The 20,439-nt window shown below is 72.2% G+C and carries 17 protein-coding genes; 8 read left to right on the top strand and 9 right to left on the bottom strand.

Going from position 1 to position 20,439, the window contains the following annotated elements; all coding sequences use genetic code 11:
* The first annotated feature begins 16 nt into the window (after positions 1 to 16).
* A complete protein-coding gene (locus NP064_RS08935; protein ID WP_227569300.1) occupies positions 17 to 2,695 on the top strand; it encodes a helix-turn-helix transcriptional regulator in 2,679 nt (892 codons plus the stop codon).
* Positions 2,696 to 2,770: 75 nt separating this feature from the next.
* On the opposite strand, the gene NP064_RS08930 is transcribed toward NP064_RS08935, so the two are convergent.
* The 5 genes from NP064_RS08930 to ctaE all read right to left on the bottom strand — a co-directional run bounded on the left by NP064_RS08930 (position 2,771) and on the right by ctaE (position 7,759).
* Complete coding sequence (locus NP064_RS08930; protein ID WP_227569299.1) at positions 2,771 to 3,397, bottom strand: superoxide dismutase; 627 nt, start codon at positions 3,395 to 3,397, stop codon at positions 2,771 to 2,773.
* A gap of 123 nt (positions 3,398 to 3,520) precedes the next feature.
* Positions 3,521 to 5,233 carry a cytochrome bc1 complex cytochrome b subunit gene (gene qcrB, locus NP064_RS08925; RefSeq protein ID WP_227569298.1) on the bottom strand — a complete coding sequence of 571 codons (1,713 nt, stop codon included), beginning with the start codon at positions 5,231 to 5,233 and terminating at the stop codon, positions 3,521 to 3,523.
* Positions 5,230 to 6,270 (bottom strand): cytochrome bc1 complex Rieske iron-sulfur subunit, encoded by a 1,041-nt coding sequence (qcrA, locus tag NP064_RS08920; protein WP_372456363.1) that lies wholly within the window; start codon positions 6,268 to 6,270, stop codon positions 5,230 to 5,232. The genes qcrB and qcrA overlap by 4 nt, the downstream gene beginning before the upstream one ends.
* Positions 6,267 to 7,049 (bottom strand): cytochrome bc1 complex diheme cytochrome c subunit, encoded by a 783-nt coding sequence (gene qcrC / locus NP064_RS08915; protein ID WP_227569297.1) that lies wholly within the window; start codon positions 7,047 to 7,049, stop codon positions 6,267 to 6,269. The genes qcrA and qcrC overlap by 4 nt, the downstream gene beginning before the upstream one ends.
* Before the next feature lie 62 nt (positions 7,050 to 7,111).
* On the bottom strand, positions 7,112 to 7,759 hold the full coding sequence (gene ctaE / locus NP064_RS08910) for an aa3-type cytochrome oxidase subunit III (RefSeq protein WP_227569296.1): 648 nt from the start codon (positions 7,757 to 7,759) through the stop codon (positions 7,112 to 7,114).
* A 172-nt stretch (positions 7,760 to 7,931) separates the two neighbouring features.
* On the opposite strand from ctaE, the gene NP064_RS08905 reads away from it, so the two are divergent.
* Both NP064_RS08905 and trpD read left to right on the top strand, forming a co-directional pair.
* Positions 7,932 to 8,372, top strand: a complete 441-nt coding sequence (locus NP064_RS08905; protein WP_227569295.1) for a response regulator — start codon at positions 7,932 to 7,934, stop codon at positions 8,370 to 8,372.
* On the top strand, positions 8,369 to 9,418 hold the full coding sequence (gene trpD / locus NP064_RS08900; protein WP_227569294.1) for an anthranilate phosphoribosyltransferase: 1,050 nt from the start codon (positions 8,369 to 8,371) through the stop codon (positions 9,416 to 9,418). Before NP064_RS08905 ends, trpD begins: the two co-directional genes overlap by 4 nt.
* 70 nt (positions 9,419 to 9,488) lie before the next feature.
* Here trpD and NP064_RS08895 read toward each other — a convergent pair whose 3' ends face one another.
* The gene (locus tag NP064_RS08895) at positions 9,489 to 9,770 is read right to left on the bottom strand and encodes an Lrp/AsnC family transcriptional regulator (protein WP_227569293.1); all 282 of its coding nucleotides are present in this window, start codon (positions 9,768 to 9,770) and stop codon (positions 9,489 to 9,491) included.
* 7 nt (positions 9,771 to 9,777) lie between these two features.
* A complete protein-coding gene (locus NP064_RS08890; RefSeq protein WP_227569292.1) occupies positions 9,778 to 11,697 on the bottom strand; it encodes a DEDD exonuclease domain-containing protein in 1,920 nt (639 codons plus the stop codon).
* 150 nt (positions 11,698 to 11,847) lie between these two features.
* Here NP064_RS08890 and NP064_RS08885 point away from each other — a divergent pair, with 150 nt between their 5' ends.
* Complete coding sequence (locus tag NP064_RS08885) at positions 11,848 to 13,230, top strand: NYN domain-containing protein (protein WP_227569291.1); 1,383 nt, start codon at positions 11,848 to 11,850, stop codon at positions 13,228 to 13,230.
* 69 nt (positions 13,231 to 13,299) lie between these two features.
* On the opposite strand, the gene NP064_RS08880 is transcribed toward NP064_RS08885, so the two are convergent.
* Complete coding sequence (locus NP064_RS08880) at positions 13,300 to 15,123, bottom strand: AMP-dependent synthetase/ligase (RefSeq protein WP_227569290.1); 1,824 nt, start codon at positions 15,121 to 15,123, stop codon at positions 13,300 to 13,302.
* Between the two features lie 237 nt (positions 15,124 to 15,360).
* Between NP064_RS08880 and NP064_RS08875 the strand changes: the two genes are divergently transcribed.
* Entirely contained in the window at positions 15,361 to 16,305 is a 945-nt protein-coding gene (locus tag NP064_RS08875) for an ROK family glucokinase (protein ID WP_227569289.1), read from the top strand.
* 19 nt (positions 16,306 to 16,324) lie between these two features.
* Here the strand turns inward: NP064_RS08875 and NP064_RS08870 are convergent, their stop codons facing one another.
* The gene (locus NP064_RS08870) at positions 16,325 to 16,873 is read right to left on the bottom strand and encodes a hypothetical protein (RefSeq protein ID WP_227569288.1); all 549 of its coding nucleotides are present in this window, start codon (positions 16,871 to 16,873) and stop codon (positions 16,325 to 16,327) included.
* Between the two features lie 77 nt (positions 16,874 to 16,950).
* On the opposite strand from NP064_RS08870, the gene NP064_RS08865 reads away from it, so the two are divergent.
* From NP064_RS08865 to NP064_RS08855, 3 genes are all read left to right on the top strand, one after another.
* A complete protein-coding gene (locus NP064_RS08865) occupies positions 16,951 to 17,751 on the top strand; it encodes a lysophospholipid acyltransferase family protein (RefSeq protein WP_227569287.1) in 801 nt (266 codons plus the stop codon).
* 114 nt (positions 17,752 to 17,865) lie between these two features.
* The gene (locus tag NP064_RS08860; protein WP_227569286.1) at positions 17,866 to 19,086 is read left to right on the top strand and encodes a pyrophosphate--fructose-6-phosphate 1-phosphotransferase; all 1,221 of its coding nucleotides are present in this window, start codon (positions 17,866 to 17,868) and stop codon (positions 19,084 to 19,086) included.
* A complete protein-coding gene (locus tag NP064_RS08855) occupies positions 19,083 to 20,435 on the top strand; it encodes a class II 3-deoxy-7-phosphoheptulonate synthase (RefSeq protein WP_227569285.1) in 1,353 nt (450 codons plus the stop codon). Before NP064_RS08860 ends, NP064_RS08855 begins: the two co-directional genes overlap by 4 nt.
* Positions 20,436 to 20,439 lie beyond the last annotated feature (4 nt).

Below are 20,439 nucleotides of genomic sequence, written 5' to 3'. Positions count from 1 at the left end.
CTCGAGGAGCACAGCGATGATCCACGGCGCCCTGCCGCCGCCCTCCCTCCCGTCCTTCGTCCCGACCCAGCGCGCGATGCCCTCGGCCGAGTCGAGAGCGGTGCGGACGGAGCTGCTCGAGCAGGTTGCCGGCACGGTGCGGCGGGGGCAGAGCGTGCTCCTGGTCGGGGCCCCGGGCGTGGGCACGACGTTCCTCGCGCGGACCGCCGTCACGCAGGCGCTGGCGGCCGACGGCTCCCGGGACGCGTTCGTGGTGCAGGGCTCGCCCGCGCCCGGCGAGGTGTCGCTGGCCCCCCGCGGGGCGCTGGCCGGGGTCGACCTGGCACGAGCGTCGGACCAGGCGGCCCGTGAGATTGCCGACGCGCTCGCCACCCGTGGGGCGTCCGGCGAGCCCGCTCCCGTGGTGCGGGTGGAGGACCTGCACCTCCTCGACCAGGCGACGGCCGCGCTGCTCGGGTCACTGGCACGCCGACGGGCGATCGTGCTGGTCAGCACGGCGCGGCCCTCCACCGCCAGGCTCTCGCCCTGGCGGGAGCTCTGGAAGGACGGCTGTGTCGAGCGCGTGGACGTGCAGCCGTTCGACCGCACCGAGCTGGCCGACTTCCTCGGGCAGGAGCTCGGTGGCCCGGTCTCGGCGGACCTGGCCATGCGGGCATGGCAGCTCACCCGCGGCGCGGTGTACCTGGTGCACGAGCTGGTGGCGCACGAGGTCGCCTCGGGCCGCATGACCCGCTCGGCCGGCGCCTGGCAGTGGATCGGGAGCGCCCGCCCCGGACCACGCCTGCTGGACATCACGCACGGCAGCATGGACCGGCTGGACCGCACCACGCGCCGTCTCCTCGAGGTCGCAGCGCTCGCCGGGACGGTCGGGCTCGACGCCCTCGATGAGCTCGGACTCGGAGAGCCGGTGGCGGGCCTCCTGCTCGACGGGATCCTGGAGCTCGTGCCGGAGTCGGAGACCGCGGGAGGCTCCCGCATGGTCCCGACGGTGCGCTGGACGGCGCCGCTGGCCGCCGCGGCGGTGCGCGAGCTGATCCCGTGGGCACAGCGCCAATCCCACTTCACGGCGCTCGGGCGCACGTCCCACGACCCGGAGCAGGCGGGGGAGGGGCTCATCCAGTGGGTCACCTGGTCGCTCGAGTGCGGGAGCCCGGTGTCGGTGGACCGTCTCCGGACCGCCGCCGAGGTCTCCGAGTACCGCGGCGACCACGAGTCGACCGTCCGGCTGACCTCCGCCGGGCTCGATCTCGCCGCCCCCCACACGGATCCGCTGACCCGTGTCCGCCTGCTGCGCTCCCGGTCGAGCGGCTACGCGTTCCAGGGGGTGGCCGACCTCGCCCGCCTCGACCTCGAGGCCGCGCTGCTGGAGCTGGCGCGCGCGAGCGTGGACGACGCCGAGTGGGCGGAGTACCGGGTCGACCTGGCGCGCCGCATCGCGAACCTCGAGCTGGTCAGCGCCGACTCGGTGGACGCGGCGGTGGCGGCCATCGACGCCGCCGACGCGGACCTGGCGGGCCGGGAGCAGGCGCCGGCGGTGGTGGCCGAGCGCAAGGCCCTGGCCGCCGAGCGGCTGGTGATGCTCGGCTATGGCGGGCGGTTCCCGGAGCACCTCGGAGCAGCGACCGACATGCTGCTCGACGGCCCGAGCGGCGACGTCGACAGGTACCCCCTCGTCACCCCGGTGATGCTCGGCCTGGGCCAGGCCGGGGAGTTCGAGGTCGCCCGCTCGATCGACGCCCGGTACTCGAGGATCGTGGACGCCGCCGCCCGCGAGTACCCCTGGGCACGGGCCGAGCTGCTCGGCTGGCGGCTGCTGCAGAGCGTGTGGGCAGGGGACCTGGCGAGCGCGCGGGTGCTGCTGGCCCAGGTCCAGGCGGCCGCGTCGGGCCTCCAGCGCATGGACCGCTGCCTGGACCACCTGGCGGAGGGGATGGTCGCGGCGGCCGACGGGCGCTGGTCCGTCGCCCGGAGCGAGCTGCGCGTGGCGAACTCTCGCGCGCCGCTGCGCGACGACGGCAGCCTGACTGGGCTCACGCTGGCCTACGAGGCGCTGGCCTGCGCGGCGGTCGGCGACGCGGCCGCAGCCCGTGACCTCATCGACCGGCTGCGCCGCACACCGATGCGCCGCGCGCGCTCGATGCAGGGGGAGATCCGGCTGGTCCTGCTCGACACCGCCGCGTGGTCGCACGCCGACGACCTGGAGCAGCTCGCCATGACCACGGCCTCCTGGGCCGCGGGGCGGGGGATGCGGCGGATCGAGGCCGAGGCGTTGCATCGGGCGATCCGCGCCCGCAGCCAGCGGGGGGCGCTCGCCGGCGCGGGCGGGGCGGCGGACGCCGCGCTCACCGATCGCGCGCTCGTCCGGCTGCGCGAGCTGACCACCGCCATCGGGAGCATTCGCGCGCGGGCCGTCCTCGACCACGCTGAGGCGTTGGCCTCGGGAGACGACGCCCTGGCGCAGGCCCGTGGCGCCGCGCTCGGCACGGTGGGCCTGTGGCTCCCGACCATGAGCCAGCGGGTCGACCTGACCCGCCGGGAGCGTGAGATCGCGGCCCTCGCCGCCGCGGGCCTGACCAGCAAGGTCATCGCGGAGCGGCTGTTCCTGTCGGTGCGCACCGTCGACAGCCACCTCGCGCGCGTCTTCGCCAAGCTGGGGCTGCACAGCAGGGCCGAGCTCGCGCAGCACCTGCACTAGGGCGGCGCCCCTGGAGACGGCGACGGGCGCCGGCGGCCATCGATGGCCCCCGGCGCCCGTCGTGGCGCGAGCAGGTCAGCGCGGGACGATCAGCCCGGCCGTCTGGGTGCGCGCGCGCTCGAAGCGAGCCGCGGCGTCCTCCCAGTTGACGATGTTCCACCACGCCTTGATGTAGTCGGCCTTGACGTTGACGTAGTCGAGGTAGAACGCGTGCTCCCACATGTCCAGCAGCACGATCGGCACGAGGCCGAGGGCGATGTTGCTCTGCTGGTCGTACAGCTGCACGATGATCAGCCGCTCGCCGATCGAGTCCCACGCGAGGATCGACCAGCCGGAGCCCTGGATGCCCGCGGCGTTCGCCGCGAAGTGCTTCTGGAACGCGTCGAACGAGCCGAAGAACTCGTCGATCGCCGCGGCCAGGTCGCCGGTGGGGCGGTCGCCGCCGTTCGGGGAGAGGTTCAACCAGAAGGCGGAGTGGTTGACGTGCCCGCCCAGGTTGAAGGCGAGGTTCTTCTCGTGCAGGTTCACCGACGAGAGGTCGCCGGACTCGCGGGCCTCGGCCAGCTTCTCGAGCGCCGTGTTCGCCCCCGCCACGTACGCGGCGTGGTGCTTGTCGTGGTGCAGCTCCATGATGCGCCCGGAGATGTGCGGCTCGAGATCCGCGTAGTCGTAGGGCAGATCGGGAAGGGTGTAGTCAGCCATGCGTGATGCCTCTCCTACCTCAGGTCGCGGCGTTCGCCGCGAGACGTCGGGGTGGTCCGTCATATGCGCCGGGCGGCGCACCCAGAGGGAGCGCCGCCCGGACAGGACAACTGTGGACCAGGATCAGCGATTCCGCGTCTCCGTGTCCGTCTCAGAGGCCGGACTGGAGCCGACCTCGGAGGTGATCTGGTCGTGATCTGGCGCCGGGGCCAGCGTGTCGTGCTCGCCGTGCGAGTGCGCCGCCGCGAGCTCGGCCGGGGTGACCGGCTCAACGCGGTCCTCGAAGAAGATCCGCGACACGCGCTGCTTGAGCAGGTCCTTGCGGTAGCCCTTGCGGCGGACGCCGCGCGAGTCCTCGGCCGGCTCGATCTCGAGTGGGCGCGGAGAGTCGTAGCTGACCAGCAGCCACTGCTCGTACTCGTCGAGGGGCTTGTGCACCTCGATGTACTCCCCGTGCGCGAAGCGCACGATGCGCCCGGTCTCGTGGCCGTGCAGCACCAGCTCGCGGTCCTTGCGCTGCAAGCTCAGGCAGATCCGCTTGGTCACCCAGAAGGCGAATGCCGGTCCGACGAAGAGCAGCACCCGGAACGCCCAGGTGATGTCGTTGATCGACATCCGGAACTGCGTCGCGATGAGGTCGTTCGAGCCGGCGAGCACCAGCACCACGAACGCGGTCAGGAACGACACGCCGAATGCGGTGCGGAACGGCGCGTTGCGCGGGCGGTCGAGCACGTGGTGCTCGCGCTTGTCCTTGGTGACCGCTGCCTCGATGAAGGGGTAGGCCGCGATCGCCGTGAAGAGGATGCCGGGGACCACCATCGCGGGGATGAGGACGTTGAGCGAGAGCGTGTACCCGCCGATCACGTACTCGGTCTGTCCCGGCATCAGGCGCAGGGCGCCCTCGAGGAACAGCATGTACCAGTCCGGCTGGGCTCCCGCGGACACCGGTGACGGGTCGTAAGGGCCGTAGTTCCAGACCGGGTTGATCGTCATCGTGGCCGCCATGAGCGCGATCACGCCGAACACGACGAAGAAGAAGCCGCCAGCCTTCGCGGTGTACACCGGGAACAGCGGGTAGCCGACGACGTTCTTGTCGGTGCGGCCCGGGCCGGGGTACTGCGTGTGCTTGTGCAGCACGACGAACAGCAGGTGCAGCCCGATGAGGGCGAGGATCAGCCCTGGCACGAGCAGGATGTGCACCGTGAAGAGGCGCGGGATGATGTCGGTCCCCGGGAACTCGCCCCCGAACAGGAAGAACGACATGTAGCTGCCGATGATCGGGATGGCCTTGACCACGCCGTCGGTGATGCGCAGGCCGTTGCCCGAGAGCACGTCATCCGGCAGCGAGTAGCCGGAGAACCCGGCGGCCAGGCCCAGGATCAGCAGCACGAAGCCGACGAGCCAGTTGACCTCACGCGGCTTGCGGAACGCGCCGGTGAAGAACACGCGCATCATGTGCGTGACGATCGAGGCCATGAACAGCAGCGCCGCCCAGTGGTGGATCTGCCGCATGAGCAGCCCGCCGCGGACCTCGAAGGACAACCGCAGCGTCGAGGCGAACGCCTGGGACATCTCGACGCCGTCCATGGCGGCCCAGGGGCCCTCGTAATGCGTCTCGCCCATGCTCGGCACGAAGAACATCGTGAGGAAAACGCCGGAGATCAGCAGCACGACGAAGCTGTAGAGCGCGATCTCACCGAGCAGGAACGACCAGTGGTCGGGGAAGATCTTGCGCGCGAAGCCCTTGACCGCCGTGCCGATGCCGGTCCGCTGGTCGAGATAGTCGGCGGTCCCGGACGCCGCCCGCGCTCCGCGGGACGGAGTGGTGGTGCTCACTTGAGGCGCTCCCAGAAGCTTGGGCCGACAGGTTCGTGGAAGTCGGACTGAGCCACCAGGTAGCCCTCGTCGTCGACCTCGATGGGAAGCTGGGGAAGCGGGCGCTTCGCGGGTCCGAACACGACCTTGGCGCCGTCGGCGACGTCGAACGTCGACTGGTGGCACGGGCACAGCAGGTGGTGCGTCTGCTGCTCGTACAACGCTACCGGGCACCCCACGTGGGTGCAGATCTTGGAGTACGCGACGATGCCGTCGTAGGACCAGCCCTTGCGGTCCTCGGCTTCCTTGAGGTCCTTGGGGTCGAGCCGCACCAGCAGCACGACAGCCTTGGCCTTCTGGTTGAGGCGGTCGTGCGCGTCGACCTCTTCGAGGTTCTCCGGGATGACGTGGAAGACGGATCCGATAGTCACGTCAGCGGCCTTGATCGGCCGCCCGGCGGGGTCGGTCGTCAGCTTGACGCCCTTGCGCCAGATCGTGTGCTTGAGCTTGGAGACGTCCCAGCTGCCGCCCACGTCGCCGATCAGGGGCACGGCGATGGCGAGCGGGAACAGCGCGAGGGAGGTCACCGCGGCGCCCTTGAGGACACCGCGTCGGCCGATGCCGGAGTCGGCGGCGCCTTCCTTGAGGACCTCGACGGCTGCGGCGCGCGTCTCGTCCGAGCTGCGCTGCTGATGGCGCATCTCGACCTTCTCGTGGTCGTTCATGAGCGTCTTGGCCCAGTGGACCGCGGCGGCGCCGATGCCCATCAGGCTCAGGAACAAGCCGAACCCGATGAGGAAGTTCGACAGCCGCATGCTGCTCGGGGTGTCGCCGGGCGGGACGAGCGACCACGCGACGACGGTGCCTATGGTGCCGATGATCGAGATGGCGAAGAGGACGACGATCTGGCGCTCGGCGCGCTTCGCCGCTGCCGGATTGACGTCCGCCTGGCGCGGACGATGCGGCGGGAGGCCCGGGTTCTCGAAGTGGGTCGCCGGGGCCGAGCCCTCGTGCGCCACGACCTCGTCGCCGTGGCCGGGGTTCTGCTGCGTGCTCACGAGGACTTCGCTCCGATCCAGACGGACGCTCCGATGAGCAGTCCCATTCCCACGACCCACACCCACAGGCCCTCGCTGACAGGCCCGAGCGAGCCGAGGTTGATCCCGCCGGGGGAGGGCTCCCGCTGCGCGTCGATGTAGGCGATGATGTCGCGCTTCTCGTCAGAGGTGAGGTTCGCGTCGCTGAACACGGGCATCGACTGCGGGCCGGTCGCCATGGCCTCGTAGATGTGCGTGTTGCTGGTCTCCAGCAGCGGCGGCGCGTACTTGCCCTCGGACAGCGCTCCGCCGGCGCCGACGGCGTTGTGGCACATGGCGCAGTTGGTGCGGAACAGGGCCATGCCGTTGGCGGCGTCGCCCTTGCTGGGGTCCACCTGCTCCGCGACCGGGATGCCGGGGCCGGCGCCGAGCGAGGCGACGTAGGCGGCCAGCTGGGCGGTCTGCTCCGCGTCGAACTGCGGCGGCTTGGCCTGGGCCTGCGGGCCGGACATCGCCATCGGCATCCGGCCGGTGCCGACCTGGAAGTCGACCGAGGCGGCGCCGACGCCGATCAGGGACGGGGCGCTCCCCGTCCCCTCGGCGGAGGGGCCGTGGCACGTCGCGCAGTTGGCCTGGAAGAGCTTGTCGCCAGCCTCGATGTCGTTCGCGCTGGCCGAGTCGGCTGCGTCAGCCGACGTCGGCGCCAGCACGGCGTACAGCACGCCGGTGGCCAGCAGCGCCAGCAGGAGCAGCACGACCGGCGCGTGCCGGTGGTGCCTGCGGGCTGCAAGTGCTTTCACGGATGGTCCTCGTCTCGCACGGTGGGTCAGGGGTTCAAACGGGCGGCGCGGTGCGCCACTGGTCACTGCAGCATGTAGATGACCGCGAAGAGCGCGATCCACACGACGTCGACGAAGTGCCAGTAGTAAGAGGTGACGATCGCGGTGGTCGCCTCGTGGTGGCCGAACCGCTTCGCGGAGAACGAGCGTCCGAGCAGGAAGAGGAAGGCGATGAGGCCGCCGACGACGTGCAGGCCGTGGAAGCCCGTCGCGAGGTAGAAGACGGAGCCATACGGGCTCGAGGAGATCGTCAGGCCGTGCTCGACCAGCTCGGCGTACTCGAACACCTGGCCGGCCACGAAGATCGAGCCCATGACGAAGGTCAACGTCATCCACTCGTTCATGCCCCAGCGGTTGACCTGGAGCAGGCTGCCGGTGCGCACGGGCTGGAACCGCTCGGCGGCCCACACGCCCATCTGGCAGGTCACGGAGGACAGCACGAGGATCAACGTGTTGCCGAGGGCGAACGGCAGCGACAGCAGCTCGGTCTGCACCGCCCACTCGTTCGGCACCGCCGCGCGGATGGTGAAGTACATCGCGAACAGGCCCGCGAAGAACATGAGCTCGCTGGCGAGCCACACGATTGTCCCGACAGAAACGGGGTTCGGGCGGTTGACGCTCAGATGGGCTGAGGTGCTGGGAGCAGCCGTTGCAGTCGACACGTCCGCCATTATGGCCTAGGACACGTCCGCATGGGTCGTTAGACCTAGGCGCGGCGCGCGTTAAATGTCACACCGTCAGTTTCTGGGCTCGTTCGGCGCGGATGCTTGTGGTCTGCGCGTCTGCGCTGCCGAACATGCCAAGATGCCCCTGCAGGCATGCCGAGATGAATGAGGAAGCACCATGAGCACGGGCGAAACGCTGGACCCGCACGCTGGCGAGGGGCAGGCGCGCGCGCCTCGCATCCTCCTCTACAGCGACGACGTCGACGCCCGCCAGGAGGTCCTCCTGGCCGTCGGCCGCCGCCTCACCCGTGGCGCCCCCGACATCGAGTGGGTCGAGGTCGCCTCGCCCGCCGCGGTGATCGCCGAGGCCTCCACCGGACGCTACGACCTCCTCGTGCTCGACGGGGAGGCCGCCAAGACCGGCGGCATGGGCGTGTCGCGGCAGCTCAAGGACGAGGTCTACGACTGCCCGCCGGTGCTGCTGCTGACCGGCCGCCCGCAAGACGCGTGGCTGGCGTCGTGGTCGAACGCCGACGCGGTGCTGAGCCGCCCGCTGGACCCGGAGGACGTCCAGCGCGCCGTGGCGAGCCTGGTCGCCACGCAGGCCCTCGCGGGATGAGCATCGCCGCGACCTGGTCCGACCTCCTCACGTCCCTCGTCGCGGGCCAGGACCTCACCCGCGAGCAGACCGCCTGGGTGATGGGCGAGATCATGCGCGGGGACGCGTCGCCGGGACGGATCGCGGGGTTCCTCGTGGCGCTGCGCTCGAAGGGCGAGACCGTCGACGAGCTCACCGCGCTGGCCGACACGATGCTCGCGCACGCCCAGCTGATCGACGTGCCGGGACGCAGCGTCGACATCGTCGGCACCGGTGGCGACCGTGCGCACACCGTGAACGTGTCGACCATGGCGGCGCTCGTCATCGCGGGGGCCGGACTGCGCGTGGTGAAGCACGGGGCGCGCGCCGCGTCGTCGTCCTCAGGGTCCGCGGACGTCCTCGAGGCGCTGGGCCTGCGGCTCGACCTGCCGGTGGAGCGCGTACGCGAGCTCGCGACCGAGGTGGGGATCACGTTCTGCTTCGCGCAGGTCTTCCATCCCGCGATGAGGCACGCCGCGGTCGCCCGGCGCGAGCTGGGCATCGCCACCGCGTTCAACTTCCTCGGCCCGCTCACGAACCCCGCGCGGACGGCCGTGACGGCGATCGGGGTGCCGGACGCGCGGATGGCTGGGCTCGTCGCGGGAGTGCTCGCGAGCCGGGGGACCAGTGCCCTCGTCTTCCGCGGGCCGAACGGGCTCGACGAGCTGGTCCCCTCGGGCGTGTCCCACGTGTGGGAGGTGCGCGACGGGTCGGTGGCCGAGCATGACGTCGACGCTGTCGCCGACCTCGGCCTCGCCCCGGTGCGCACCGAGGACCTGCGCGGCGGCGATGCCGTGTTCAACGCGGGCGTCTTCCGCGAGGTGCTGGGCGGCGAGCGGGTTCCCGCCCGGGAGACCGTGCTGCTGAACGCCGCTGCGGCACTCGCCGCGGACGGCACGCTGCCCGGCACTGCGGACGGGACGCTCGTCGAGCGGCTCGCCGCCGGCCTGGGACTCGCCGCCGCGGCCGTCGACTCCGGCGCCGCCGCGGACGTGCTGGAGCGGTGGCGCGCCGCCTCGGCCGGCTAGCGCGCGCACGACATCCCTGAGCGGCCGCGCCCGCTGGGCGCCGGTCCCTCAGGGATGCCGTCGGCGCGTGTCAGTCCTCGATGCCGAGGGCGAAGGCCTGCTCCAGGTCGTGCTGGGAATAGGCGCGGAACGCGATGAACGTCTGCGTCCGGATGACGCCCTCGACCTTGCTGACCTTGTCGGCGATGACGTCGGCGAGTTCCTCGTGCTCGCGCACGCGGACCACGGCGATGAGGTCGACGCCGCCCGTCACGGAGTAGACCTCGCTCACGCCAGGGATGTCGACGATGGCGGCGGCGACCTCGGGGATTCGCGCGGCCTCGGTGTCGATGTGGACGATCGCAGTCAGCATGGCGTCATCATGCCGCGTCGGTGGCGCCCACGCCCATCCCGCCACCCGGGCGGGCGTCCGTGTCGCCTGCGGGTTCGGGACGCCCGTCCGGCCCGCGCCCGGAGGCGAGTGACGCGAGGAGCCTGGCGATGGCGGCCGGATCGTCCACGAAGGCCTGCGCACCGCGCACAGGGGAGGCCCACCCGCCGCCGCGAGCCGTGCTGGCCTCGTCCACCGTGGCAGCGGCGTCCGGGGCGACGCTCACGAGACGCACGCCGGGCGACTCAAGCCATGCCAGCACGAGGTCCGTCTCCTCGGGATGGGTTGCTGGCGCCGGGGCCACGGGCGGCTGCACCTGCTCGCCCGTCACCTGCAGGGCGCGGATCGCGGGCCACGGGTCTGCGCCGCGGCTCGTGGTCGTGGCGCCGGCCAGCCGCCCGTGGCGCACCAGCACGATCTCCCACCCGCCGACGTCGCGCGGCCGGGCGGCGACCAGCTCGGGGCACCGGGCGAGCGGGCCCAGTCGCTGCGCCCGGCTCGCGCCGCGCAGGAAGCCCGTGAGCCGGTCGCGTGCGACGGCCGCCTCCTCGAAACGCTCCTGATCCACCAGGTCGGCGATCCGTGTCGCGTGGGCCAGCACCACGGGCGCGGGGTCTCCCCGCATCGCGCTGCCGACCTGGGCGACCACGCCCAAGTAGTCCGCGATGCTCTGACCGCCGACGCAGGGGGCTCCGCACCTTCCCATCCCCGCGAGGGCGCAGGAGCTGGCGCCTGGCGACGGGGCCACCGGCAGGCGCCGCGCGCACTGGCGGATGGGGAACGACTCGTGGAGGGCGTCGATGGCGCTCTGCGCCGCGCCGCGGGAGGCGAACGGGCCGATGTGGCTCGCGGGAGGGCCGTCGGGCGGGTCGGCGCGGACCTGCCTGACGATCACGAGCCGGGGGTACGGCTCCGCGCTCAGGCGAACCCACGGCATGCGCTCGGGGGAGCGGGAGCGCCGGTTGTAGCGCGGGGAGTGCTCCGCGATGAGCCGGAGCTCGCGCACCCGAGCCTCCAGCGGGGTCGCGCACACCACTGGCGTGACGGCGTGGGCGATCCGCACCATCTCGGCCATGCGCCGACGCTTCTCGGATGCGGTGAAGTACGTGCGCACCCGGGTGCGCAGCGAGGTGGTGGAGGCGCCGACGTACAGCACCTCGTCGCCCGGCCCCCGGAACATGTACACGCCGGGAGCGTCGGGCAGGCCGTCGGCCAGATGGCGCTTGCGGCGGACCTCCGCGGGCACGGGGTCGGTGGCGGTCGCCAGGTCCTCGAGGTGGGTCACCCCGAGCGGCGCCAGGCGCCCGAGCAGCGCGTGCAGCACGTCGACCGTGGCGCGGGCGTCCGACAGCGCGCGGTGGTCCGGTGCGACCGTCGCATGGAACAGGGCCGCGAGCGTGCCGAGCTTGTGGTTCGGGGCCTCGTCCCGCGTGACCACGGCGCGTGCGAGCCGCACGGTGTCGACCACCTGCGGCGACGGCCAGGGGTGGTGGGTCTGCGCGGCCGCCGCCTTGAGGAACCCGATGTCGAACGGCGCGTTGTGGGCGACGAGCACGGCTCCCCGCGCGAACTCGAGGAAGCTGGGCAGCACCTCCTCGATCCGCGGCGCCTGGACCACCATCGCGGTGGTGATGCCGGTGAGCACCGAGATGAAGGCGGGGATCGGGCCGCCAGGGTTCACCAGGGTCTGGAACTCGCCGAGCACCTCCCCGCCGCGGACCTTCACCGCGCCGATCTCGGTGATGGCCGACGACTGCGGGGTGCCGCCGGTGGTCTCGAGGTCCACGACCACGAAGGTGACCTCCGATAGCGGGGTGCCGAGCTCGTCGAGGGCGAGCTGGACCGGCTGGCCTGGTCGGGGGAGCGCGAGGTCGGCGCGCGTCGGTTCGACGGGCGGGCTGGTCGGCATGCTGCGCACGGTATCCGCCAGCGCTGACAAGCCTCGCCGCGCGCCACGGGTGACGCCGCACGCGCACTGCCTGCCCACCCGCCGCTTGCTGACGCTGCCCGCCGACCCCATGGCGCCCGGGTGGGAGCGGCGCCGCCTAGTGTGGGCGGCATGAGCGACGACACGGCCGGCGGCGACGAGGTCGGGCTGCCGGAGCCGGTGCGGTCCTCGCTGGTCCGCACAGCAGCCGAGGTGCTCGGGCAGATGGAGCCGAAGGACGTCCCGGCGGCGTTGCGGCAGGTCCAGCGGTTCGCGCCGCGGCGGCGGTCGAGCGCTGGCGCCCAGCCGTTGTGGCAGGCGTTGCAGCACGACGACGGCTTCCGCGGCCGGGTGGCCCGGGTGTGGAGCCATGCCCGCCCGGAGCTCGCGGACGCGGTGGCAGCGGGCCTCACCACCGTCCCGGACCCCGACGCGCCGCCGCTCGAGGCGGACGAGGGTCCGGCGCCGGCTCCTGCCGCGGACGGCGTCGAGCTGGCCGTCGGAGCATGGCTGCTGCGCCCGGCCGGATGGCAGCAGCTGGCGCGCGCCGCGGTCGCGGACCAGGAGCCGGACCCCGATGGCGGCGCCCGCGCCGGCAGCCCAGGCGGCCGCATGCTCGAGATGATGGAGCGCCGGGCCGAGCGCGCGGAGCTGGAGGCAGCCCGGGTCACCGCCCAACTCGGCGCCGCCAGGCTCGAGGCGTCGTCGGCGCAGGAGGAGGCCGCTGCGCTGCGCCGCGAACAGCGCAAGCTGCGGTCCGACGCCGACCGCGCCCGCAGCGAGGCGCGCGCGGCGAGGAGCGAGGCGCAGGCCCTTCGTGCCGAGGCGCGGGCGTTGCTCGACCAGGCCGCCGCCGACAGCGCCGCCGCCGCGGCGGACCGGCGCGTCGCCGAGGCGGAGCGCGCTGCCAGCAGGGGTGAGGCGCGGCTCGCCCAGGACATCGCCACCGCGCGGGCCCGGCTCCTGCTGGACACGGTGGTCGACGCCGGGACCGCGCTGCGCCACGAGCTCGGGCTGCCGCCGGTGGCCGTGCGCCCCGCTGACACGGTGGCGACCCAGCCGGGCGCCGCGGCCAACCGCCCCACGTCCCGTGGGCGCCAGGTGCAGGATCCGGCGCTGCTGGACGACCTGCTGGCACTGCCCCACGCGCATCTCGTGGTGGACGGGTACAACGTCTCCAAGGCGGCGTATCCGCAGCTGTCGCTCACCGACCAGCGGCGTCGGCTGCTCGACGCGCTGTCGAACGTGGCGGCCCGCACCGGCGCCGAGGTCACGTGCTGCTTCGACGGCCAGCCGGGGCACTCGGGCGCCGCGACGGGGCCACGGAACGTGCGGGCGCTGTTCTCGGTGGGGGAGATCGCCGACGACCTGATCCGCCGGATCGTGCGCGCCGAGCCCCCCGGGCGCGTAGTCGTGGTGGTGACGAGCGACCAGGAGATCGCCACCGACGTCCAGGCGTCGGGCGCATGGGCCGTGCCGTCCCAGACCTTGTTGGCCCGGCTCGCGCGGCTCTGAGCCGACGAGGGCCCCGCGTCGGTTGACGCGGGGCCCTCGTCGCGGATCACCGGCGGGCCGGCCCGCCGGTCACTGGCCGCCGACCACCGCCCCGTCGTACAGCGCGTCGATGTCGTCGGCGAAGTCCTTGACGACCTGCGCCCGTCGCACGCTCAGCTTGGGCGTGAGGTAGCCGTTGGCGATTGTCAGGTCCGTCGACAGGATCCGGTACTTGCGGATGGACTCCGCGCGTGACACCGCGCGGTTGGCCCGCGCGACGCCCTTCTCGATCGAGGCCAGGACCTCCGGGTCGGTGGCCGCCTCCGCCACCGTCATCTCGGTGCGACCGTGGGCGAGCAGCCAGCCGGGGAGGCCGTCGGGGTCGAGCGTCACCAGCGCGCCGATGAACGGGCGCGCGTCGCCGACCACGACCACCTGGCTGATCAGCGGATGGCTGCGGAGCCGGTCCTCGAGGACGGCAGGGGCGACGTTCTTGCCGGCCGCGGTGACGATGATCTCCTTCTTGCGCCCGGTGATCCGCAGGAACCCGTCCTCGTCGAGCGAGCCGAGGTCGCCGGTGCGGAACCAGCCGTCGTTGAACGCCTCGGCCGTCGCGGCCTCGTTGCGGTGGTAGCCGGGGAAGACCTGCGGCCCCTTGACCTCGATCTCGCCGTCAGGAGCTATCCGCACCCCCGACCCGGGCAGCGGGATGCCGACGGTGCCGATCTTGGTGGCCCCGGGCCGGTTGACCGTGGACGGGGCGGTCGTCTCGGTCAGCCCGTAGCCCTCGAGCACCTTGAGGCCGATCCCCCGGTAGAAGTGGCCCAGCCGCTCGCCGAGCGCCGCCCCGCCGGAGATGGCCCACTCGACCTGGCCCCCCAGCGCGGTCCGCAGCTTCGAGTACACCAGCTTGCCCGCGATCGTGTGCTGCACCTTGAGGCCGAGGCCCGGACCGCTCGGGGTGTCGAGCGCCCGGGAGTACGCGATCGAGGTGGCGGCCGCCCACTGGAAGATCTTGAGCTTGCCGCCGGCGGCTGCCTTCTGCTCGGTCGAGTTGTAGACCTTCTCGAACACGCGCGGCACGGACAGGATGAACGTGGGCCGGAACGACGCGAGGTCGGGGAGGAGGTTCTTGGTGTCCGGGGTGTGGGCGAGCACGCAGCCTGCGGGAACGCACAGCACCTCGACGAAGCGGGCGAAGACGTGCGCCAGCGGCATGAAGAGCAGCGTCCGGGCGCCGGGCGTCCGCACGACCTCGCCGAGGCCCTCGACCGAGTTCCGTGTGAGGACCACGAAGTTGCCGTGGGTGAGCTGGGCGCCCTTCGGCCGGCCGGTGGTCCCCGACGTGTAGATGATCGTGGCGATGTCGTCCAGCCGGGCCAGGCCTCGACGGCGCGTGATCTCGGCGTCGTCGACGCCAGCGCCCGCGGCGCGGAGGGCCTCCACGGCGCCGTCGTCGATGACCTCGACCGCCCGCAGGTTCGGCAGGTCCGCGCGGACCTCCTCGACGATGGCCGCATGGTGCGCGGACTCGACGACGAGTAGCGAGACGTCGGCGTCGGTGGCGATCCACATCACCTGCTCCGCGGACGACGTCTCGTAGACCGGCACGACGACCGCGCCAGCAGCCCACAACGCCCAGTCCAGCAGCGTCCACTCGTAGCGGGTGCGGGACATGATCCCCACGCGGTCACCCGGCTGGACCCCGCGGGCGACCAGGCCCTTGGCGACGGAGACGACGTCGGCGTCGAACTCCCGGGCCGTGACACGCAGCCACGGGCCAGGCCCGTCGGCGTCGTCCTTGCGCTCGATCATCACGCCGTCACCGGCGGAGGCGACACGCGCCGCGAGCAGGTTGTTGATGTTGTCCTCGGGGTTGACCTCGACGAGGGCAGGGGAGTGGAACTCGTCCATGCTGACTCCAGTGGCAGGTGGGCGCGATGCTACGGATCGCACACTACCGGGACCTTGGTACCGCCCGGTTACATAATCCACCCGTTAGTCTTCGCCCGCCTGTCCGCGATGAGCGCCCGTGGCCCTGCTGCGCGCCCGGCGGCGCGCGAACGGTAGCGTGAAGGCACATCCAGGGCGGGGTTCAGCCCTTCCCATTCACAGCCGCATCACCTGGGGTACCCCAGAGCAGGGACGGACATGCACGCCATTGGTGTGGACATCGGTGGAACCAAGATCGCCGCAGGGGTGGTGGACGAGCACGGCACGATCCTGGCGAAGACGCGCCGGGTGACCGAGCCGGACGACGCCGGCTCGATCGACCAGGCGATCGCCGAGATCTACGGCGAGTTCTCCGAGTCGTACGAGGTGGGCTCGATCGGCCTGGCCGCGGCGGGCTTCGTCTCCTCAGACCGGTCCGGCGTGCTGTTCGCGCCGAACCTCGCCTGGCGCAACTACCCCCTCGACGAGCGGGTGCGCGCCCTCATCGGGGGCGACGTGCGCATCGTCGTCGAGAACGACGCGAACGCGGCCGGCTGGGCCGAGTTCCGGTTCGGCGTCGGACGCGACGTCGAGGACATGTTGATGCTCACCGTCGGCACCGGGCTGGGCGGCGCCCTCGTCACCGGAGGGCGCCTGGTCCGTGGCGCGTGGGGCGTCGCCGCCGAGGTCGGGCACATGCGGGTGGTGCCCGGCGGGCACTACTGCGGCTGCGGCCACGAGGGCTGCTGGGAGCAGTACGCCTCCGGGAGCGCCCTCGTGCGCGACGCGCAGGCCGCGCTCCTCACCCAGCCGGAGCGGGCGGGTCGCCTGCTCGAGATGGTCGGGGGCACTGCCGCCGATCTCACCGGCCCGGACGTCACCGCCGCAGCCCAAGAGGGCGACGAGCTCGCCATCGAGTTGCTCGCCGAGCTCGGCCGGTGGATCGGCGAGGGCGCGGCGTCGGTCGCCGCGCTCATCGACCCCGGCCTGATCGTCATCGGCGGCGGCGTGGGCGCGGCGGGCGACCTGCTGCTCAGCCCGGTCCGGCACGCGTTCTCCGAGCAGCTCTCCGGCCGCGGCTACCGGCCCGAGGCGCGCATCGAGCTCGCGGCCATGGGCAACGACGCCGGCATCGTCGGCGCCGCCGACCTGTCCCGCCTCTGACCCACGCGCGCCGGCGCCGTCAGACGACGGCGCCGGTGTCGTCGTCGGCGTCGTCGGCCCGGCGGTGCGGCATCCGCCAGACGAGGGCGACCACCCCGAGCAGGAACACGGCCGCGGCCGCCTGGACGAGGGCCTGCGGGGCGTGTGGCCAGCCCAGCACCACCACGAGCACGAAGACCGGCATCCCGGCCGCGGCGAACCACGCCATGGTCAGCAGGGGGTCCCCGCCGAGGATCGGGCCGGGGTCCGGCGGGACGAAGTGCTCGTCGCCGTCGACCGCCGCCTCCGCCGCGTCGATCTGGCTCGTCCCGTCCCAGTCGCGACCGGAGCCGGCGAGCTCCTCGGGCGCCTCGGGGGCGGCCGGGCGCACCACCCGCGGGTCGGAGACCCAGGGCGCGACGGGGTACGTTACGGCGGGGCTCGTGTCGTCCACCTCGTCGATGTCCGCCAGGTCGGCCACGATCGCGGCCCAGCGTTCCGCGTCTGTCGGGACGCCGGCGTCCCCCGCAGGGGTGTCGGGGCCGCGCTCTTCCGCGGTGTCGTCAGGTTCGTCGGGGCCAGGTCCCATGTGAGCACTCTAGAGTCGGACACGAGGGCGACGGGGCGCAGGCCGTCCGCGGGAGCCAATTGTCGAGAGGTGGCAGGTTGTTCTACTGGTTGATGAAGCGGGTGCTCGTGGGCCCGCTGCTGCACCTCGTGTTCCGGCCATGGGTCCGCGGCGCCGAGAACATGCCCGCCGAGGGAGGCGCGATCCTCGCCGGCAACCACCTGGCAGTCATCGACTCGTTCGTGCTGCCCTTGGTGCTCGATCGCAAGATCGTGTTCATCGGCAAGTCCGAGTACTTCACCGGCTCGGGCATCAAAGGCAGGCTGACCGCCGGCTTCATGCGCGGAGTGGGGACGATCCCCGTGGACCGCGGCGGCGGCAAGGCCAGCGAGGCCGCGCTCAACACCGGCCTGCAGGTGCTCCGTGACGGCGACCTCTTCGGGATCTACCCCGAGGGCACGCGCAGCCCCGATGGGCGCCTCTACCGCGGCAAGACGGGCGTCGCGCGGCTCGCGCTCGAGTCTGGCGCGCCGGTGATCCCCGTGATCATGGTCGGCACCGACAAGGCGCAGCCGCTGGGCCGCCGGCTGCCCCGTCCGCAGCGCATCGGCGTGGTGATCGGCAAGCCGCTCGACTTCAGCCGCTACGCCGGCATGGAGGACGACCGCTTCATCCTGCGGGCCGTCACCGACGAGATCATGTACGCGATCATGAGCCTGTCCGGGCAGGAGTACGTCGACGTGTACGCCGCCACCCAGAAGGCGCGCATCGCCACCGGGCACCCCGCGGCGGCGGCCGATCCGGCCGAGCACCTGCCCACCGCGCCCGGCGGACGGCCCGCGCCCGACGTCCAGGTTCCGGGACCGCCCGAGGACGACTCCCACACGTCAGTAGGATGACCTGGTCACCGTCACAGGCGGTGGTGGTCCCACGGACCAAGGGCCCGATAGCGGCCCGCGGCAAGGCCCGAACATCAGGGGGCCAGCTGTGTTGAACAACGAGAGGTGTGTCTCATGTCGGTTCGTCGCGTCGCGCTCCTGACCGCAGGCGGCTTCGCCCCGTGCCTGTCCTCCGCCGTCGGTGGCCTCATCGAGCGCTACACCGAGATCGCGCCGGAGATCGAGATCATCGCCTACCAGTACGGCTACCACGGCCTGCTGACGGGGAACTCGATCGTCGTGGACGACGAGACCCGCTCGCGCGCGGGCCTGCTGCACGGCTTCGGCGGGTCGCCCATCGGGAACTCGCGGGTCAAGCTCACCAACGCCGCCGACTGCGTCAAGCGGGGCCTCGTGCAGGAGGGCCAGGACCCGCTCCAGGTCGCCGCCGAGCAGCTCCAGAAGGACGGCGTGGACGTGCTGCACACCATCGGTGGCGACGACACGAACACGACGGCCGCCGACCTGGCCGCGTACCTCGAGGAGCACGGCTACCACCTGACCGTCGTCGGGCTGCCCAAGACCATCGACAACGACGTGATCCCGATCCGGCAGTCGCTGGGCGCGTGGACCGCCGCCGAGGAGACCGCGAAGTTCGCGGAGAACATCATCGGCGAGCACCGCTCGGGCCCGCGCATGCTGATCGTGCACGAGGTCATGGGCCGGCACTGCGGGTGGCTCACCGCCGCCGCCGCCGCCGACTACCGCAAGCGGCTCGACGGCCGCGAGTGGGTCCCGGGCATCGGCGAGACGCGCGAGCGCTGGGACATCCACGCGGTGTTCGTGCCCGAGCTCGCGCTCGACATCGACGCCGAGGCCGCCCGCCTGCGCGGAATCATGGACGAGATCGGCAACGTCAACATCTTCCTGTCCGAGGGCGCTGGCATGCACGAGATCGTCGAGCAGCTCGAGGCGTCCGGCGCCGAGGTGCCGCGCGACCCGTTCGGCCACGTGAAGCTCGACACGATCAACCCGGGCGCCTGGTTCGCGAAGCAGTTCGCCGAGAAGCTCGGCGCCGAGAAGACCATGGTGCAGAAGTCCGGGTACTACTCGCGTGCCGCCGCCGCGAACCCGGAGGACCTGCGCCTCATCAAGTCGATGACCGACCTGGCCGTCGAGTGCTCGCTCAAGGGCGAGGCCGGCGTCATCGGCCACGACGAGGAGGACGGCGACCGGCTCAAGGCCATCGCGTTCCCGCGCATCGCCGGCGGCAAGGCGTTCGACGTCCAGCAGCCGTGGTTCAAGGCGATGCTCGCGGACATCGGCCAGGAGCTCGTCCCGGCAGACCACTCATGACGTTCGAGGCGGATCCGGCGATCCTTCACGGCCTCGACAACTGGCGCTCGCTCAACCCGGCGCAGCAGCCGAGCTGGCCTGACCCGGCCGAGCTCGAGCGCGTCACGCGACGGCTCGCCGGGCTGCCGCCACTGGTCTTCGCCGGCGAGGCGGACGCGTTGCGCGCCCGCCTCGCGGCGGCGGGTCGGGGCGAGGCCTTCCTGCTCCAGGGCGGGGACTGCGCGGAGACCTTCGCGACTGCCACGGCGGACAACATCCGCAACAAGATCAAGACGATCCTGCAGATGGCTGTCGTGCTGACGTATGGCGCGAGCCTGCCGGTCATCAAGATGGGCCGCATGGCCGGGCAGTACGCCAAGCCCCGCAGCTCGGACACCGAGACGCGCGGCGACGTGACGCTGCCCGCATTCCGCGGCGACATCATCAACGGCTTCGAGTTCACCGCCGAGGCCCGGCAGCCCGACCCGGAGCGGCTCCTCGAGGCGTACCACACGTCCGCGTCGACGCTGAACCTCATCCGCGCGTTCACCACCGGCGGCTTCGCGTCGCTGCTGCGGGCGCACGAGTGGAACCGCGGGTTCATGGCGAACCCGGCGTACTCGCGCTACGACGAGATCGCCTCGGAGATCGACCGCGCGATCCGCTTCATGGCGGCGTGCGGCGCCGATTTCGACGCGCTCCGCACGGTGGAGTTCTTCTCGAGCCACGAGGGCCTCCTGCTCGACTACGAGCGGCCGCTGACGCGCATCGACTCGCGCAACGGCCTCGCGTACGACTGCTCGGCACACTTCCTGTGGATCGGGGAGCGGACCCGCCAGCTCGGCGGCGCGCACGTGGACTACTTCGCGCGCGTGCAGAACCCGCTGGGCGTCAAGCTGGGCCCGACGACCACCGGGGACGACGCGCTCGCGCTCATCGACAAGCTCAACCCGAACGCCGAGCCCGGACGCATCACGTTCATCACCCGCATGGGGGCCGGCAAGATCCGCGAGAAGCTCCCCGCGATCGTGGAGAAGGTGGCGGCGGACGGCCGGCCCGTGACGTGGGTCTGCGACCCGATGCACGGCAACGGCATCACCTCGGCGAGCGGCTACAAGACACGCCGCTTCTCCGACGTGATGGACGAGGTCGCCGGGTTCTTCGAGGTGCACCGCGCGCTCGGCACCGTTCCCGGCGGGCTGCACATCGAGCTCACCGGAGACGACGTCACCGAGGTGCTGGGCGGCTCTGAGGAGATCGACGACGCAGGGCTCGCCAAGCGGTACGAGACGCTGGTCGACCCGCGCCTGAACCACCAGCAGTCGCTCGAGATGGCGTTCCAGGTCGTGGAGCTGCTCCGCAAGTCCTGAGACC

Origin of the sequence: Cellulomonas chengniuliangii (genome assembly GCF_024508335.1) — a bacterium.
GTDB classification, from domain to species: Bacteria; Actinomycetota; Actinomycetes; order Actinomycetales; family Cellulomonadaceae; genus Cellulomonas_A; species Cellulomonas_A chengniuliangii.
Note: the sequence above shows the minus strand (reverse complement) of the source record. Positions and strands in the feature narration are given on the sequence as shown.